The following is a 17081-nucleotide window of genomic DNA, read 5'->3' as shown; positions in this document are numbered from 1 at the left end:
GGTATTCCTGTTATGCTCAAGCATGCCATTACGGTTTTGTTGCTTGCATTTTCACTTTTTTATTTTCCATTTTGCATTTGCACCTCTCTTGCCGCCCCCGCTCCTGTCCCGGCCACCGGTCAGACCTCCTGCTACAATACCGCTGGATCGGAGATACCCTGCAGCGGTACCGGTCAGGATGGCGATCTACAAGTTGGTGTGGTCTGGCCTGATCCCCGTTTTACGGATAACGGTAATGGTACCATAACCGACAACCTGACCGGCTTGGTCTGGCTGAAGGATGCCGACTGTTTTGGCAGCAAACCTTGGTTGGAAGCTACTTTTGCGGCCGACGCCCTTGCTTCCGGTGCCTGCGGGTTAAGTGATGGCTCAACAGCCGGACAGTGGCACCTCCCCCGCAGGCGAGAACTGAAAAGCCTGGTCAATCGTGGACAGGTCAACAATTCCTACTGGCTCGATACACAAGGTTTCACCAATGTTGGAATCATGTATTGGTCTTCCAGTAGCCTGTTGCTCGATGTTAATGATTATTACGGCTGGAAGGTGTTTATATTCGATGGCATCATGCGTATTGAGAATAAGGCCAATTCCTTCTTGGTTTGGCCTGTTCGTGGCGGGCCAGGAGTGGTCTGGCCTGATCCTCGTTTCACGGATAACGGTAATGGTACCATAACCGACAACCTGACCGGCTTGATCTGGCTGAAGAACACCAACTGTACCGACAGCGCAGGGGGGGTGGACAAGAACAGTGGTTCCTTAAGCTGGGCCAATGCCTTAACCTGGAGTAATAATCTGACCTCCGGTCTCTGCGGTTTGACTGACGGCTCCACTGCCGGTCAGTGGCGTTTGCCCAACGTGGATGAGCTAGAAAGTCTGATTGATACGTGGTTGGCCACTGACGCTTCGCCTCTGGACCGTTCTTTCAGTAACCTCCAGCGTTCTGAGTACTGGTCCTCCAGCACCTATTTGCCCCTTCGAAATAACTCCTTCTATGTGAGCATGCTGGTGGGGGAGGTGGATTTTAACAGCAAAGACAGTAACTACTACGTCTGGCCAGTTCGTAGTGTTAGTTCGGTCATTTCGGTTGTGCCTGGTTCCAAAGATTTCGGTTCAGTAGGAATCGGTAGCAGCTCCGGCCAGGTTATTACCATAAGCAACCCGTCGAGACCAGATAACCTGTCTGTCTACAGTCTGGGTATTGATGGGCCAGATATCAATATGTTTCTACTCGATACGGGTGATGGCAGCAATGGCAGTTGTGGGCCGATGCCGATCATTGCCGGCGGAGGGGGCTGTACCGTTACGGTTTATTTTGTTCCGTTGGCAAGTGGTGTAAAAACAGCTGTTTTGAACATTGCCTCAAGTGCCCCGGCAGCGCCGTTGAAATCAATGGCGTTGACCGGTAACGGGGTGGACCTGACAACTTCATCATTGATACTAACCATGGCCGGTACTGGCAATGGCGTTGTGTATAGCGATCCGGTGGGGCTCTACTGCACAGATGGTACCTGTCTGGCAGAATTTGTGCCTTGGACAACAGTAGTTCTTCAGCCCGTGCCTGATAATGATTCTACCTTTGAGCTCTGGTCACAGGAGTGCAATGGCTCTGCAGGTTGTTCACTACTAATGTCCGCAAACCGTTATGTGACGGCAAACTTTAACCAGGCACCCAAGGCAAGGGTGGACGCGGTAGGGTATGACACGTTGACAGCAGCCTACACAGGCAGCACTACCGGGGCAGAAATCTTGGCCCGCGAGGTTGAATTTCAGGAAGATTGGCTATTGAACAGGGATATTGTCGTTGCCTTCAAAGGTGGCTTTAATGCCGCATTCAGTACCAATACCGGTTTTTACACCACCCTTGCTGGTAGTCTGACTATTGGCAACGGTAGTCTGTCGATTGAAAATCTGTTGATAAAGTAGGGGTAAGCGGGCCGACCCCGGCTGTTCTAGTCGGCGTACTCTTCCTTTCTCAGGCCGTAGCGCTTGATCTTGCGGTAGAGCGTGGCCACATTCATACCAGCCTCTTTGGCGGCACTGTCCACGGCGCCGCCGTGCTTTTTCAAGAGGTCACGCAACAGGTCCCGTTCAAACCGCTCCAGCGCCTCGGTAAACGGCAGGTCATCGGACAGCACCGGCCCGGCCTGGACCGTTGCCGGTATGATCCGTCCCTCCGGCAGATCAATCACCTGTCCCAGGGTGTCCAGGCTGATATAGTCGCTCGCCTCCATGGCCATGCAGGCCTCGATCACGTTACGCAGCTGGCGGATATTGCCGGGCCACTCAAAGGTGCAGAGGATCTGCATGGCATCCCGCTCAAACGCCTTGACCGCCGTGCCGAATTTCTGGTTTTGCAGGTGGATGAAATGGGCAGCCAGCAGCGGAATGTCATCGATCCGGTCCCGCAGGGGGGGGAGGTGCAGGTTGACCACATTCAGGCGGTAGTAGAGATCCTCCCGGAATGTGCCGGTCCGGACCCCTTCCTTCAGGTCGGCGTTGGTGGCCGAGATGATCCGTACATCCACCCTGGTGGAGTTGGTGTCACCCACCCGGCGAAACTCCTTTTCCTGCAGAAAGCGCAAGAGGGTCTTCTGCACGTTCATCGGCAGGTTGCCCACCTCGTCCAGAAACAGGGTGCCGCCATCCGCCGCCTCCAGCAGGCCCTGGCGGTTTTCGGCGGCGCCGGTAAAGGCGCCTTTGCGATAGCCGAACAGCTCACTTTCCAGGATGCTTTCCGGCAGCCCACCGCAGTTGACCGCCATGAACCTGCCTTCTTTGCGGTTGGAGTGGATATGTACCGCCTGGGCGATCAGTTCCTTGCCGGTGCCTGATTCGCCGGTAATCAGGATCGAGGTGTCCCTGCCCGCCACTTTGGCCACCTTGTCCAGCACATTGCGCAGGGCCCCTGATGAGCCGATGATATTGTCAAACTGCAGCTTTTCTTCGATCTCACGCCGCAGTTCCCGGTTTTCTTCAGTCAGCTGGGCCTGCTGCAGGGCGTTTTTGACCCGGAAGACCAGTTCATCCGGTTCAAACGGTTTGGTCAGCATGTCATAGGCCCCCTTGCGCAGGGCCTGGATTGACATCTCCACCGTGGCATAGGCGGTGATGATGATCACCGGCAGGTCACGGCACTTCTCCTTGACCCGCTGCAGCACCTCAAGTCCGGTCATCCCCGGCATCTTGATGTCGGTAATCACCAGATCCCAGGCAGCGGCCGAGAACTCTTCCATCGCCTTGACCGGGCTGGTGTAGGCCCGCACCAGATAGCCGCTGTCCAACAGCACCTGCTCCATCATCCGGCAGAGGCCTTCCTCGTTATCGATCAGCAGAATACGCTGTTTGTCGGTCATACCAGTTCCTCGTGGTCGATTGGCAGTATCACGGTTACGGTGGTCCCTTTGCCGGTCTCGCTTTCAATCGTGATATCGCCGTGATGCATCTCTACAATCTGACGGGTGATGGCCAGCCCCAGTCCGGTGCCGCGGGCCTTGGTGGTGTAGAACGGCTCAAAGATCTTTTCCAGGCTTTCTTGGGGGATGCCGCAGCCGGTGTCCCGGAAGCTGATTTTGATGGTCCGTTCCGGGCCGGTTTCCGTTCTGACCTGCAGGGTACCGCCTTCAGGCATGGCACCACCGGCGTTCAGGATCAGGTTGATGGCCACCTGGCGCAGTTGATCCCCGTCCAGCAGCACCTTGGGCAGATTCGCCTCAAACTCCGGCTTGATCGTGACCCCCCGCATGTCGGTGTGGTTGGCTGCAAATTCGACAATCTCAGTCAGCAGCTCGTTCAGGTCGGTCATCTCAAGTGTAGGGCGCGGGGTGCGGGCATAGGAGAGCAGGTCCTGTACGATCTTCTTGCAGCGTTTGCTTTCCCGCTTGATCTCATGGATGTACTTGTAATGCGGGTCATCGGGGGAGAGCTTCCCTTCCAGATAGGCTGCATACCCCAGGATCACCCCCAGCGGGTTATTGATCTCATGGGCCACCCCCGAGGAGAGCACCCCCAGGGAGGCCATCTTGCCCTGCTGCGCCAGGGTGCTTTCCATCTCCTGGTTACGCTGGATGATGTTGGTCATATGGTTAAAGGCGGTGGCCATCTCTGCCAGCTCGTCACTGCCGACCACCTCCATCCGTGCCTGCATATCACCCCTTTTGACCTTGCGGATGGTCTCAATCATATGGGTGATCGGGTTGGTTGCCACGGTTGAGGCATAGAAGACAAACAGGGTGGCCAGGAAACCGACTACACCGATCAGCACAAGTGTACTGAGGAAGATGTGACTCTTGATGGCATTGGCTTCCTTGTAGAACTCATCTTCGTAGGAACCGACCGCCACGATCCAGTCCCAGGTGGGGAAGTATTCGTAACGTACTATTTTCATGCGCGGTTTCTGGTCGCCCACGTTCTCCCAGGGGTAGCGGATCCAGCCGCTCTTGTTTTCAACCATCTCGCGGATGAACGGATTGCCGTCGGAATCCTTGGCATCAATGATGTTGCGCCCCTCGGCCTCGGGGTGGATCTTCAGGGTGCCGCTGCGGTCAATACAGTAGATGTAGCCGGTCTTGCCGACCCGCTTGTTCTTGATTTTGGCCTTCAGGGCCGCAAAGGCCTGGGATGCCAGTTCGTTTTCCAGGTCGCCGGATATCTCCTGGCGGTAGTCCTGATACTGCTTGTCGTAGGAACGCAGCAGGTCGATGGTGAAATCAGCCATATGCTGCAGGTCGTCCTTGCTGGTCTGGGTGATGCCCAGATAGGCCTTCTGGTTGGCAATAAAGCCGGTCACCAGCGCCACCACGATAATCGGGGTGATGACCAGCGGCAGCACCAACAGCAGCAGTTTGCTGCGCAGTTTCATATGATGTACTACCGTTCTCAGCATAGGCACCGGTGTGTGTCTGTGGGTGATCTGACGGTTTGGAGTCAGTGCGGTTGCAGCGGTTCCAGCAGTCGGGTGATCTCGGAACGCTGTGCCTCGCTGAGGGCATCAAAGCTGACACCAATGCCCGGTATCTGGTGCTCGCCTGAACCCCAGCGCCGCAGCCAGCAGATGGTGGCCCTGATCGGGGCTTTATCCGCCAGGTCGATAAACTGAATCTCTACCTGCTGATTGAGCTGATAATCAGGGCTGCTGCTGAACAGAAAGCAGCCTTGGGATGAGACGTTCAGGGTAACGGTCTGCTCCGGGCTGCCCTGGCCGGGGGCGGCGGTCAGCAGGGCCTGCAGGTGAAGCGGGTAGCGATCTTTGGGGCGAACCATGCGAGGGGCAAATCCCTTGCAGAGTTCGGCAAACTCCTCAAGCGTTCTGGCAACACCCTGCATGCCGTTTGCCGTCAGGAGCTTGATGGTGTCGGTGGCTGGCGCAATGTTCAGGTAGGCACTGGGAAGCGCCTTGAAGATATCTTCACTGGCCAGCTTCTCACTCGGCGTTGCCTTGATCAGCACCGGCATATCCAGCAGTATGCCGCTTAAGGGGGTGCCGGATGCCAGCACCACCGCTTCTTTCAGTTCGGAAATCGCCAGACAGGAAATCCCCAGGGCGTCAAGCGCCTCGCGGTAGATCTGCGAGCGGCTTGCACTGCGGGAAATCAGCAGGACAAGGGGGGAACTCATGGGCAGCTCCCTTCACCCGCCGGCAGGGCCCCAGAGGCGGCCAGGACCATATCCTGGTGAGGAAGCCAGGCCAGGGCAGCCTCACGCCGGCCCCAGGGGCTTTCACACTCAAAACAGCTGTCCGGTACCAGCTCCCGGCACATGCGGGGGCGGGCTTCAAATGTCAGGCTGCAGCCGGTTGGTGTCAGGTAGATGCAGTCGTCGGAACGGGAGGGATCCTTGTTGTCGTTGTCCTGCTCGCCAATGGTCAGAGGCCGCGGATATTTGATGATCCGGTCCGGATCAGGTGCGGTGACACCGGGGGTGTAGGGTACCCCGTAGTGTGTTTCCAGCCCCCATTCATTTTGTATCAGCAATGCGGCCAGTGCAGCTGCCGGGTCAGGCTGGGCCAGAAAGCGTTCCGGCGCCTCAATGCCTGGTCTGGTGCGGCAGCATTGGCCTCCACAACGGGCACACAGTGTTCGATGCTCATTGTTTTCTTGTCTGTTCATCAGGGCGTTATCCTGTCGCTGTATACAGCGCGTTTGATATTTTTGTTTGTTGCATAAATGCGATATCAATGTAAAGCAAAAATAGACTTTTGCAAAATGGCAAATGTAATGTCTCCAGGTGGTTACCTGCCGGTTTGCCGTGAAACGCTGTTTGCATTGCTGCAAAGGGGGTGTGGCGCACCGAAGGCGGTATGATGCCTCCCTCGCTTTAACTGGCAGATATTAAAAGCAAAAAAACCTTTTTGTGAGATAGGGCGGTTTGGCACGTCAGTTGCGTTAACGAAGCAACGCTTCCAAAGAATCATATCATCCACGAGGAGGGTGTTCATGTCTGATCAGAATCCACACAAGAGCAGGGGCTGGCAGGTGGTTATCGCCGGTACCGGTATCAACCTGGCCCTGGGGGTGCTGTACGCCTGGAGTATCTTTAAGGAGGCCATCGTCGGCTCTATCAAGGCCGGTGGTCCCGGAGCCTTCCAATGGGAAATGACCTCGGTCGGTACCCCCTATGCGGTCTGCTGTCTGACCTTTGCCTTTGCCATGATCATTGCCGGTAAGGCCCAGGACAAGATCGGTCCGGCGAAGACCGCCCTGATCGGCGGCCTGCTGGTGGGTGCCGGTTTTGTCCTGCTTGGTTTCACCACCAGTTTTATCGGCTGGGTCCTCGGTTTCGGCATCCTGGCCGGCGCCGGTTTCGGCTTCGGCTACTCTGCCGCCACACCACCGGCGGTTAAGTGGTTCTCATCGGCCAAGACCGGTCTGGTGGCCGGTATCGTGGTGGCCGGTTTTGGTCTGGCACCGGTCTACATTGCGCCACTGGCAAAGTTTCTGCTGCATGCCTACGGTATCCAGAACTCGATGTTGATCCTGGGGATCGGTTTCCTGGTGGTGGTCTGCGGTCTTTCCTTCCTGCTGGTGAACCCGCCCAAGGGCTACGTGCCCCGTGAAGTGCTGCGTGGCTATTATCCTGCTCTGGATGCTGAAAAGAAGAAAAAGGAGGAGGCCAACGCCACGGTCAGCGAGGTGCTGCGTTCCCCCAAGTTCTATGTGCTCTGGACCTGTTTCTTTATCGGTGCCGGTGCCGGCCTGATGGTTATCGGCAGTGTGGCAGGCATGGCCAAGAAGAGTATGGGCGAGATGGCCTTTGTGGCGGTCGCTGTTGCTGCTCTGGGTAATGCCGCCGGCCGGATTGTTGCCGGGGTGATGTCAGATCGGGTCGGTCGTCGTGCCACCCTGTTTATCATGCTGACCTTCCAGGCGATCCTGATGTTTGCCGCCATACCGATTATTGCAAACCCCAACCCGATCACCCTGGTGCTGCTTGCCACCTTCATGGCTTTTAACTATGGTTCCAACCTGGCCCTGTTCCCCTCCTTTGCCAAGGATTACTGGGGGCTCAAGAACTACGGCCTGAACTATGGCGCCCTTTTTACCGCCTGGGGCCTTGGCGGCTTTGTCCTGGTGCAGGCGGCTGACAAGATCAAGGCCATGCCGAACGGCAACAACAACTCCTTTATTGCTGCCGGTGTACTGCTGCTCTGCGGCGCTGCCTTGAGTGTCTTCCTGGCTGACAAGAAGAAGGCCGTTGCCGGTGAGGCCGAGCCTTCACGCTGGCAGGAGTTCTGGGCCGAGTTTTCTCTGGGACTCAAAGTGTTCCTCGGCTTTGAAGCTCCTCAGGTACGCGCTCCCCGCAACTGGGACGCCATTGAGAAATCCAGGGCCTGACAGTCGCCTGTCCTGACCTGTCTGCAAAAGAAGCCCCGCCTGGTCCGGGGCTTCTTTTGTTTGAGCCGTGCCGGCTTCAGGTGTATACTGCATTCGACCAGGACAAGGAGATTGGTATGGATCGTTTAATGCTCGATCATATGCTGAATCCCTCCAGCTACCCCGAGCCCACCACGGCAGTGCAGCATCTGCAGACCCATATTTCCCATCTCTTCCTGACCGACCGGTACGTCTACAAGGTCAAAAAAGCGGTTGATTTCGGCTTCCTGGATTTTACCACCCTTGAAAAGCGTCACTTTTTTTGCCATGAAGAGCTGCGTCTGAACCGGCGTCTGTCTCCTGATATCTACCTTGAGGTGGTTGCGTTGTCCCGTGCTGCTGACGGCCAGCTGAGCTTCCGGGCTGATGGAGTCCCTGAGGAATATGCCGTCAAGATGCGCAGAATGCCGGAAGAACGGATGCTGTCGCGCCTGCTGGAGCAGGGGAGCGTCACGGAGGCTGATATTGCGGATATCGCCGCAAAGCTGGCCGGTTTTCATGCCGCTGCCGCCCAAGGCAACGGGATCGCCCTGTTCGGCACGGTTGAGGCGATCAGGAACAACTGGCTGGAAAACCTGCGTCAGACCGTGCCGTATTGCGGCCGGACCTTGTCGGAGCGGGACCACGCTCTGATCGGGGAGTGGGCCTTGCAACGCCTTGAACAGCGTGGGGAGTCCTTTCAACAACGGCTGCAGCACGGCTTTGTCCGTGAATGCCATGGCGACCTGCATGCTGAAAATATCTGCCTGGACGGTCAGGTGCATATCTTTGACTGCATTGAGTTCAACGAGAAATTCCGCTACGGCGATACCGCCGCAGATGTGGCCTTCCTGGCCATGGATCTGGCCAACCATGGCCGCCAAGACCTGGCGCTCAGCTTTATCAGCCACTATCAGGCTGCAAGCGGAGATACCACCCTGCAGCAGGTGCTGCCGCTCTACCTGGCCAACCGGGCCTTTATCCGCGGCAAGGTGGAAAGCTTCCGTCTGGATGACCCCCTGATCTCCAGTGATGAAAAGCTGGCGGCAGGCGCTCGGGCACAACGTTTTTTCCGGCTTGCACGGGGATATGTCCTGCGTGAGCAGTTTCCCCGGCTGCTGTTGCTTACCTGTGGTCTAACCGGTTGCGGTAAATCGGCCCTGGCTGATGAACTGGCCTTTCAGCTGGGGGTGCGGCACCTCTCCTCTGACCTGGAGCGCAAGCGTCTGGCCGGAGTGGCCCCGACGGAGCGTGGCAGTGCCATCTACAGTGCTGACTGGAATCGGGCAACCTATGATCGCCTGTTTGAAGCTGCCCGGGAGCAGTTGCGCTCCGGTGCCGGCGTGATTGTTGATGCAACCTTCCGTGTCCGCGCGGACCGGGAACGGTTTGTCCGTCTGGCCGCTGAGTCCGGGGTGGTGCCGGTTATTCTGCAGCTGCAATGTCCTGAAGCGGTGGTCAGACAACGGCTGGAGCAGCGGCAGGCCCGCGGTGACTCGGCCTCGGACGGGACCTGGCAGGTCTATCAGCAGCAGATGGGCAGTTTTGAACTGCCGGACGGGGATGAGGCATTGCTGGTCCCGTTGGATGCGACCAGGCAGCCGGAGGCCATGGTTGATCAGCTGCTGGAGGCATTACATAGCCAGCTTTAAATAAAATTAATTTTGGAGTCGTATATTTTTGGCACACTTGCACAAAACTCTGTGCTACGCTAATGACTCTTACGAAGTTTACGGCCCTGGTGACTTTGGAAGTTGCCGGGGCCTTTGTCTGTTTTCGAACACCCGCCATAATGGGTGCATTACACCAAGCAGGACACAGAAGGAGAAGTAGGGTATGACAACAGGTCGAGTTAAGTGGTTCAATGACAGCAAGGGGTTTGGTTTTCTGGAGCAGGAAGGTGGCGAGGACGTTTTCGTTCACTTCTCCGCTATCAACAGCAACGGTTTCAAGTCCCTTGCTGAAGGCGATACGGTTGAATTTGAAGTGGTCAAGGGTCCGAAAGGGCTGCAGGCTGCCAACGTAACCCGCATTTAATCCGGTTCGTTGTGACATGAAGCTGAAAAGCCCCGCTCAGACCGGGGCTTTTTTGTTTTCAGTGTATCGCCACCAGAAACTGATTCAGCAGTTGCCGCTCAGCCAGATAGCGTTGCACGGTCTCACGCCCCTCCGGAAGCACTCTGCTCAGTTGATATTCCGTTTCCAGCCAGACTAGCCAGGGTAATGCCCCTGTGATGGAAAAACCGTAAACTGTTTCCATTTGGCGCAGGCTGGCCTCCTCCAGTTCCCGGCCGATCTCCTGCGGTGTTGCGGCATAGTGGGTCGGGAAGGCGACACTGGAGCGATCGAGCGCTGCCATGAAGGCGTGTTTTTCCTCGCTGCTGAGGCCGCTGAAGTCGGTTACACACCAGTCCGGCGGCATGGTTGCAAGCAGTGAACGGCAGGAGAAGGGGCGCTCCGGGTAGATGCTGCAGGCTGCTGACCGGTTCAGAAACGGGCAGGCCTCCGGTAACCGGCGGTAGGCGGCAAGCCACTGCTTCAGGTCGCTGGCTCGCTCTGCCGTCTCTTGAATGGCAGCAATCCGCTCCCGCAAGCGGTTGTGATGCTGTTCCGTGAGTGCCCCGGCGACACGCAGCGCCTCGGGAAAGCTGCAGTTGACCACCAGCGAGCAGCAGCCGCCGCAGCCTTTGGCACAGTGGATACTGCCGCCGCGCTGCCGGTATTCACTGCTCCAGGCGGCGCAGAGTTGATCAAAAAACAGCTGTCTTTGCTGAACTTCATGGATAAGTGTATGCATGCGGGACCTTCTGCTTTCAGATCTTTTGGGCCGGACGATACGATGACGCCCTGGAATTTGCAACGGGAACCCTTGTCCTTGTGAGTAATTGCGCTATAGTGGGATCAATCCAGTTCAGGAGGACAGCATGAACGGCTACTATGTCCCGGTAGGGGTTGAGAGCATTGAGCCGGACCTTTTTCCCGATGTGGCACTCTATCTGCGCAGCGGCGGCAATTATGTGCTCTACAAGAGTCATGGCCGCAACTTTTCAAAACAGGATGCCGTCCGGTTGATGGCGAACAGCATTGATTTTCTGTATGTCAGCCCAAGCGATATGGAGGTCATCACCAAGTACCTTGAGGAAAATGCCGAACGCCTGCTGCAGAGCGATCAGTTTGACGGCAGGACCAAGGGCAAGATCATCTACCAGACCTCAATTAACTTTGTGGGGGATATCTTCCAGAACCCCAAAAAGGTTGGCGATATCGACCGCAGCAAGAAACTGATGGAAAACCTGCTGCTGTACCTTTCCAGCGACCGCGATGCCCTTTCCTCCCTTGAGACCGTTATGACCCATAATTACTACACCTTTGTGCACAGCCTGCAGGTGACGGCCCTGTCGGTGCTGATGCATGCCGAGGCCTATAGCCTTGCCCATGACGAATTGGTGGATGTCGGTGTTGGCACCTTGCTGCACGACTTCGGCAAGACCTTTACCCCGCAACAGATCCTGAACAAGACCGGCAAACTGACCGAGGATGAAATTGCCATCATCAAACGTCACCCGGAAGAGGGCTACCTCTACCTCAAGGAAAATACCCGCCTGAATGAGATCTCGCTGGCCATCGTGCGGGACCACCATGAGCGGGTGAACGGTAACGGCTACCCCCGTGGGCTCAAAAGAACGGAGATCTCCCGCAGTGCCCAGGTGGGGGGACTCTGCGATGTTTACTGCACCCTCACCATTGATCGCACCGGCGGCAAGGCGTTACCTCCCTACCTGACCATCCAGGTCATGCGGCAGGAGATGAAGGATGCCTTTGATGCCCGTCTGCTCGATATCCTGGAAGGTCTAACCTGTACTGAAGAGACGCAGCAACTGGTCCTGTAGCAGGGCTCCGGGTACCTCACGGCGGAACCGGCGGGCCGTTCATATGCCGGTGCAGACAGGATGCATTCAGCTGCTGCCCCGGTCCTAGCGCCAGATAACCTGCCCGTAGTTCCGTTTGGGGGGACGCTGATAACGGACTGCCGGTCTTCCCAGCAACATGGCGTAGATCGGCTGATGTCCCTCAGGCAGCCCCAGGGCATCCCGTAACGGCTGCCAGCCTTCGCAGGCATACTGGAAGTAACCGGCCCAGCAACTGCCGATACCATAGGCCGGAGCTGCCAGGTCCAGGTAGGAGAGGGCAATCAGCCCGTCCACCTTGCCCAGCGAAAGATCCTGATGGGCATGGGTCAGCACCAGGTGCGGCGCCTTGCGGCTGATCGGGTCTTTGCCCTTGTCCCAGGACTTGATCATTCCTTCAAAATTTATTTTCAGTCCTCCAGCAGGAGTCTGGCCTGCCACGTGACGCATCCAGTCCACCACCAGCCCGGACAGCCGACGCAGTTCAGCGGTGTCGTAGATCACCAGCCACTGTACTTCCTGGCAGTTCATGCCGGTGGGGGCGTAGCGCATCAGATCCAGCAGTTCCTGCAGTGTCTCCCGTGCAACCGGTTCCGGGCTGAAGCGCCGGATGGAACGCCGCATCCGCAGGTGCCGGGCAAACTGTTCTTTGGGAATGGTCGGTTGCCGGCCAGGGTAGCTGGCTGGATCAAGCCGTGGATCCTCTACCGCTATGGCACCGCTGGGGCAGACCGCCTCGCAGTGGCCGCAGATGATGCAGCGCCCGGCACCGTCATCGCAAAAACGGGGAAAGTTGCCGTCCGGCAGGCGGATGATCCGCAGCGGGCAGGTGGCGGCACATTCGCCGCAACAGCTGCAGTCGGCCTGGTTGACCTTCAATGTCGGCATAACAACCTCACATGAAGCTGATTTCCTGATGCAGAGAAATGCATTCTGGCATATCATGCCTGCTGATACAACCTCAGGAGAACCTGCCATGCATGAAAAAATCTACGTGATCGGCCACCGTAACCCGGATACCGACTCCATCGCCTCTGCCATCGCCTATGCCGTCTTCCGCCGCAGTCTGGGGCACAGCAACGTCTGTGCCGCCATGGCCGGACAACCCAATCCCCAGACCAGCTACATCCTGAAACGGCTGGGGATTGATCCGCCCACCTACCTGGCCGACGTCCATCCCAAGGTGCGGGATGTGATCAACCGCAGCCCGGTCACGGCACCCACGGACCTGCCGCTGAAAGACGCCCTTGAGCTGTTTCACCGCCATGCCATCCGGGTCCTGCCGGTGGTTGATCAGGAGTGCAGGCCCCAGGGGGTGGTCTCCCTGCTCAAGCTGTCGGAGAAGTACCTGGTGGCCGGCACCGACCGGCGGCGCGGTGTGGACAGCACCCTGGCGGCCCTTGGCCGCTGCCTTGAGGCAACGGTCCTGTCCGGTGGCCTGTCGGAGCAGATGGAACACCTGCACCTGTTCATCGGTGCCATGACCGAAGAGTCGTTCAGCAAACGGATCGAAGGCTACGACCCGGCCAGCCTGCTGATCATGACCGGAGACCGTCCCTCGATCCAGCAGTCGGCCATTGAATCAGGGGTCCGGCTGCTGGTGATCACCGGCGGCCTGCCGCTGCGGGAGGATCTGATCGACCTGGCGCAGGAACGTGGTGTAACGGTCTTCTCCACCCCCCATGATACCGCCACCGCCGCCTCGCTGGCCCGGCTCTCCACGCCGCTGGCCTGTTTTGTTGATCAGAAGTTCGAGCGGATCGGGGTGATGGAGTCGGTGGAACATCTGCGGCTGAAACTGCTGCACTCCGGCGAACCGGCCGTGGTCGCGCTGGAGGAGGATGGCAGCATCGCCGGGGTGGCCACCAAGTCGTCGCTGCTGACCCCGCTGCCCTATGCCCTGATCCTGGTGGATCACAATGAGCTGACCCAGGCCGTGCCCGGTGCCGAAGCGGTGGAGATCCTGGCCGTGATTGACCACCACAAGCTGGGTAATCCGGCCACTAACCAGCCGATTACCTTCATGGCAGCCCCGGTGGGCAGTACCTGCTCCATTGTGGCCTCACTCTACCGTGAGCGGGGCATGGAGCCGGAACAGCGGATTGCCGCCCTGCTGCTGGCAGGGATCATGTCCGACACCGTCATCCTCAAATCCCCCACCACCACCAAACGTGACCGTGAACTGGTGGCCTGGCTGGAGCCGCTGGCCGGGCTTGAACACAGCAGCTTTGGCAAGGATATCTTTGCCTCCTGCAGCGGATTCTCTGCCCATGCCAGCCTTGAAAAGGCGGTGCGGGCCGACTTTAAAGAGTTTACTGCCGGTGAGACGGTTTTCGGGGTCGGGCAGGTGGAGGTGGTCGGCTTTGATGAGTTCTATGAACTGAAGGAGCTGCTCTGGGACGTATTACGTCAGGTCAAGCAGGCTGACAAACTGGATCTGGCCGGTTTGATGGTGACTGATATCTACAGCGAGACCACCCTGTTCCTGGCTGAGGGCAAGAACGAGCTGGCCCACCTGATGGGCTATCCCCAGGTGGAACCGCACCTGTATGAGCTGAAAGGGGTCATGTCCCGCAAGAAGCAGATGGTGCCCCATCTGCTGAAGGTGCTGGGGGCGTTGTAAGCTCTTGGTATGCCGGTCTGTCCGGTTGCTCTCTCCTCCCATAAAAGATGGTTCTGATGCGGGAGCAGCCTTGAGCCATAGTGTCTTGCCTTGATTTTTCCGGGGGCTGCCTTGGGACACTGCGCTGTCCCGGCAGCCCTTCATGATTGCCCCTGCCGCCTTGCCAGTTGAATCACCCCATGCACACAGCGCTCCCGCTGAAGACCCCTTCCACCCGGTTTGCTCCGGCTAAACAAGGTTTGATCTGATCCCGCCAAACTGATTGGCCTGACTTGCATTTTTCATAAAGGGTGGTATCTGAAACTGAAGAACGTGCGGTTCGATTACATGTTCAGAGGGGGGAGTATGAAACGTATTGCAGCCGTGATGGTCGTGTGTCTGTCTGTGACGTGCGGTGTTGCAACTGCTGCCCCGTCGGCCACCCAGCAGGCAATTGCCGAGTACAACCAGGAGAATTACGAAGAGGCGCTGCAGATGCTGACCTCGGCCAGGCAGGCCGAGGGAGAGACGGCGCTGAACAGGTACTACACCGGCCTGTGCCAGAAACAGACCGGCGACCTGGCCGGGGCCGTTGCCAGCCTCAAGGCGGCCCTGCAGGCACAGCCGCCTGAACAGGACGCTGCAGTGGAACTGGTGGCCCTGCTGATAAACCTGGAGCAGCTGTCTGATGCCTGGCAATGGGTGGCGTGGGCGGAAAAGGAACAGGTCAGGCCCAAGGATGTTGCCTATCTGAAGGGGGTTCTGCTGGCCAAGCAGAAACGCTACCATGAGGCGGTTGCGTCGTTTCAGAGTGCCCGTACCGGTCTTGCTGAGACCGACCAGCAGATCGACCTGCAGATTGCACTGGCCTATGCCCAATCCGGCAAGACCCAGGATGCCAGAGACAGCCTGAAGGCGATCGTGACCCGTTATCCCGGTACTGAGGCGGCAGATTTTGCCGCAGAGTATGACCAGCGGATCAGTACGGCCGCTCCCCATAAACGCTGGAATATCTATGCCGGTATCAGCTATCTGTACGACGACAACGCCACCCTCAAGTCCAGGGAGTCCGGTGCGTCATCCGACACCCGTGACCAGCGGGACAGCGCTGTTTCTGAACATCTACGACTGGAATACGATACCCCGTTGGACGGCCAGTGGTCTGCCAACCTCCAGTATGCCCTGCAGAACAACAACTACATCAGGCTGCATGATTACAGCATGCTGGTGCATGGCCTGACCACCAGCCTGATCAACCGCAGTGAGAACGGATTGCTGGCCCTGCCGCTCAACCTGAGCCACACCACGCTGGACTACCGGGATTACTCATTTCAGGTCTCGTTCAAACCCACCCTGACCGCGATATTCAACTCCCGTAACCTGGCACAGCTCTCCCTCGGGTATACCTACCGGGATATGCTCCAGAACAACGGCCTTCCCGCCAATGACCGTACCGCCAATATCTTCAACCTGCAGGCAGGCTATATCTTCCTGTTTGCCGATGGCCGCGGTCTGGTGAACCTGCGGGGCGAGGGCTTCTATGAAAATACCACGGGCGATGAGTGGCGTAACCGGGGGGCGCGGGCAGGGGTTGACCTGCTGGCGCCGCTCAGCACCAGTACCAAGCTGATCCTGACCGCAGAGGGGTGCCGGCAGGAGTACCTGGACAGCAGCAGCGGCCGCCGTGACACGACGCTTGTCGCCTCGGCCACCCTGAATCAGCAGCTGACGACACATCTCTATCTGAACCTGCAGTATTATTTTACACGCGCCTTCTCAAATGTTGATCTGTACGATTATCAGCGCAATGTGATTACAACCGGCGTTGAGCTGCGCTTTTAAGGAGTGGATACCATGAAGAATATCGGAAACATGCTGCGGAATGGCGCGCTCTGGTTGAGCATCGTCCTGCTGGTCTCCCTCTTCTGTGCCGCTGATCTGCATGCTGCCGCCATTGCCAGCTTGCGTGCGGTGGCAGGCCGGGTGGATATCCTCAGTAATGGCAGGCTGCCGGCCGTTGCCGGTCAGAACGGCAGCCGGCTCTCCAGCGGCGACCTGATCCGTACCAAGACCGGCGGCAGCGCCGAGGTGGTCTACAACGACGGCACGGTGCTGCGTATTGCCCAGCGCAGCCGGGTTGACATCGGTGAGCATTTTTCCGCCAAACGCCCCAACTCCAGTGAGGTGAAACTGGTCAGGGGCAGGCTGCAGGCGATTGTTGACCTGAAAAAGATCCCCAGCGCCGCACCCGGTGCGAAGAGGTTTGAGATCCGCACCCCCAACGCCATTGCCGGGGTACGGGGCACCGATTATACCGTGGCCTATGAAAGGGCCCAGACCAGCGTGCTGGTCACAGCCGGGGATGTGTACGTCTACAATACCCTGATGGACGGTCAGATTGTCAACCTGACCCCCGGTACAATTACAACGGTGCTGGGCAGGAACCAGCCGTCACCACCCAGACCTGCCCTGGATAGCGACCTTAAAAAAATGAAGAGCAGTGCTGCCGGGAAATCCGGTAGCGGCGGTCAGGGGGTGACGGCTGCCGCCTCACTGACCGGAGATGGGGTCGCCGTCCCCGTGACGGAGGTCCTCAGCACTCAGCTGGTTAAGACAGCTACCCAGGTTGTCACCGATACGGTGACACCGCCACCTCCACCGCCACCTCCACCGCCGGCGGTTTCTCAGACAGGCTCGGTAACGGCTAAATGGCAGTAATAAGGG

At 57.9% G+C, this 17081-nt stretch carries 14 protein-coding genes; 8 read left to right on the top strand and 6 right to left on the bottom strand.

Annotated features, from left to right (window positions below; genetic code table 11):
* Nucleotides 1–12: 12 nt before the first annotated feature.
* The gene (locus FY034_RS11845; RefSeq protein ID WP_265550789.1) at nt 13–1923 is read left to right on the top strand and encodes a DUF1566 domain-containing protein; all 1911 of its coding nucleotides are present in this window, start codon (nt 13–15) and stop codon (nt 1921–1923) included.
* Between the two features lie 26 nt (nt 1924–1949).
* Here the strand turns inward: FY034_RS11845 and FY034_RS11840 are convergent, their stop codons facing one another.
* From FY034_RS11840 to FY034_RS11825, 4 genes are all read right to left on the bottom strand, one after another.
* Entirely contained in the window at nt 1950–3353 is a 1404-nt protein-coding gene (locus FY034_RS11840) for a sigma-54-dependent transcriptional regulator (RefSeq protein WP_265550787.1), read from the bottom strand.
* Entirely contained in the window at nt 3350–4858 is a 1509-nt protein-coding gene (locus tag FY034_RS11835; RefSeq protein ID WP_265550785.1) for a Cache 3/Cache 2 fusion domain-containing protein, read from the bottom strand. The genes FY034_RS11840 and FY034_RS11835 overlap by 4 nt, the downstream gene beginning before the upstream one ends.
* A 65-nt stretch (nt 4859–4923) precedes the next feature.
* Nucleotides 4924–5613, bottom strand: a complete 690-nt coding sequence (locus FY034_RS11830) for a PilZ domain-containing protein (protein ID WP_265550783.1) — start codon at nt 5611–5613, stop codon at nt 4924–4926.
* Nucleotides 5610–6104, bottom strand: coding sequence for a hypothetical protein (locus tag FY034_RS11825; protein ID WP_265550781.1), 495 nt, complete (start codon nt 6102–6104; stop codon nt 5610–5612). The genes FY034_RS11830 and FY034_RS11825 overlap by 4 nt, the downstream gene beginning before the upstream one ends.
* A gap of 327 nt (nt 6105–6431) precedes the next feature.
* On the opposite strand from FY034_RS11825, the gene FY034_RS11820 reads away from it, so the two are divergent.
* From FY034_RS11820 to FY034_RS11810, 3 genes are all read left to right on the top strand, one after another.
* Nucleotides 6432–7829, top strand: coding sequence for an OFA family MFS transporter (locus tag FY034_RS11820; RefSeq protein WP_265550780.1), 1398 nt, complete (start codon nt 6432–6434; stop codon nt 7827–7829).
* A gap of 116 nt (nt 7830–7945) precedes the next feature.
* Nucleotides 7946–9499: an AAA family ATPase gene (locus tag FY034_RS11815; RefSeq protein ID WP_265550778.1), complete on the top strand. Its 1554-nt coding sequence runs from the start codon at nt 7946–7948 to the stop codon at nt 9497–9499.
* 184 nt (nt 9500–9683) lie between these two features.
* On the top strand, nt 9684–9884 hold the full coding sequence (locus FY034_RS11810; RefSeq protein WP_012470672.1) for a cold-shock protein: 201 nt from the start codon (nt 9684–9686) through the stop codon (nt 9882–9884).
* A 58-nt stretch (nt 9885–9942) separates the two neighbouring features.
* Here the strand turns inward: FY034_RS11810 and FY034_RS11805 are convergent, their stop codons facing one another.
* Nucleotides 9943–10644, bottom strand: a complete 702-nt coding sequence (locus FY034_RS11805) for a YkgJ family cysteine cluster protein (protein ID WP_265550775.1) — start codon at nt 10642–10644, stop codon at nt 9943–9945.
* A 127-nt stretch (nt 10645–10771) separates the two neighbouring features.
* Between FY034_RS11805 and FY034_RS11800 the strand changes: the two genes are divergently transcribed.
* Nucleotides 10772–11737 (top strand): HD-GYP domain-containing protein, encoded by a 966-nt coding sequence (locus FY034_RS11800; protein WP_265550773.1) that lies wholly within the window; start codon nt 10772–10774, stop codon nt 11735–11737.
* Nucleotides 11738–11821: 84 nt separating this feature from the next.
* On the opposite strand, the gene FY034_RS11795 is transcribed toward FY034_RS11800, so the two are convergent.
* Entirely contained in the window at nt 11822–12643 is an 822-nt protein-coding gene (locus FY034_RS11795; RefSeq protein WP_265550771.1) for a nitroreductase family protein, read from the bottom strand.
* Nucleotides 12644–12731: 88 nt separating this feature from the next.
* Here FY034_RS11795 and FY034_RS11790 point away from each other — a divergent pair, with 88 nt between their 5' ends.
* The 3 genes from FY034_RS11790 to FY034_RS11780 all read left to right on the top strand — a co-directional run bounded on the left by FY034_RS11790 (nt 12732) and on the right by FY034_RS11780 (nt 17075).
* On the top strand, nt 12732–14378 hold the full coding sequence (locus FY034_RS11790; RefSeq protein WP_265550769.1) for a putative manganese-dependent inorganic diphosphatase: 1647 nt from the start codon (nt 12732–12734) through the stop codon (nt 14376–14378).
* 345 nt (nt 14379–14723) lie between these two features.
* On the top strand, nt 14724–16199 hold the full coding sequence (locus FY034_RS11785) for a tetratricopeptide repeat protein (RefSeq protein WP_265550767.1): 1476 nt from the start codon (nt 14724–14726) through the stop codon (nt 16197–16199).
* A 12-nt stretch (nt 16200–16211) separates the two neighbouring features.
* Complete coding sequence (locus tag FY034_RS11780) at nt 16212–17075, top strand: FecR family protein (protein ID WP_265550766.1); 864 nt, start codon at nt 16212–16214, stop codon at nt 17073–17075.
* The last annotated feature ends 6 nt before the right edge of the window (nt 17076–17081 follow it).

Origin of the sequence: Trichlorobacter lovleyi (genome assembly GCF_015239775.1) — a bacterium.
GTDB classification, from domain to species: domain Bacteria; phylum Desulfobacterota; class Desulfuromonadia; order Geobacterales; family Pseudopelobacteraceae; genus Trichlorobacter; species Trichlorobacter lovleyi_B.
This window is presented reverse-complemented; position numbering and strand designations above follow the sequence as displayed.

Coding starts and splice junctions, on each gene's coding strand:
- FY034_RS11840 (WP_265550787.1), bottom strand. CDS start 3,353: ATGACCGACAAACAGCGTATTCTGCTGATCGATAACGAGGAAGGCCTC.
- FY034_RS11790 (WP_265550769.1), top strand. CDS start 12,732: ATGCATGAAAAAATCTACGTGATCGGCCACCGTAACCCGGATACCGAC.
- FY034_RS11830 (WP_265550783.1), bottom strand. CDS start 5,613: ATGAGTTCCCCCCTTGTCCTGCTGATTTCCCGCAGTGCAAGCCGCTCG.
- FY034_RS11825 (WP_265550781.1), bottom strand. CDS start 6,104: ATGAACAGACAAGAAAACAATGAGCATCGAACACTGTGTGCCCGTTGT.
- FY034_RS11805 (WP_265550775.1), bottom strand. CDS start 10,644: ATGCATACACTTATCCATGAAGTTCAGCAAAGACAGCTGTTTTTTGAT.
- FY034_RS11810 (WP_012470672.1), top strand. CDS start 9,684: ATGACAACAGGTCGAGTTAAGTGGTTCAATGACAGCAAGGGGTTTGGT.
- FY034_RS11835 (WP_265550785.1), bottom strand. CDS start 4,858: ATGAAACTGCGCAGCAAACTGCTGCTGTTGGTGCTGCCGCTGGTCATC.
- FY034_RS11795 (WP_265550771.1), bottom strand. CDS start 12,643: ATGCCGACATTGAAGGTCAACCAGGCCGACTGCAGCTGTTGCGGCGAA.
- FY034_RS11800 (WP_265550773.1), top strand. CDS start 10,772: ATGAACGGCTACTATGTCCCGGTAGGGGTTGAGAGCATTGAGCCGGAC.
- FY034_RS11815 (WP_265550778.1), top strand. CDS start 7,946: ATGGATCGTTTAATGCTCGATCATATGCTGAATCCCTCCAGCTACCCC.
- FY034_RS11780 (WP_265550766.1), top strand. CDS start 16,212: ATGAAGAATATCGGAAACATGCTGCGGAATGGCGCGCTCTGGTTGAGC.
- FY034_RS11845 (WP_265550789.1), top strand. CDS start 13: ATGCTCAAGCATGCCATTACGGTTTTGTTGCTTGCATTTTCACTTTTT.
- FY034_RS11785 (WP_265550767.1), top strand. CDS start 14,724: ATGAAACGTATTGCAGCCGTGATGGTCGTGTGTCTGTCTGTGACGTGC.
- FY034_RS11820 (WP_265550780.1), top strand. CDS start 6,432: ATGTCTGATCAGAATCCACACAAGAGCAGGGGCTGGCAGGTGGTTATC.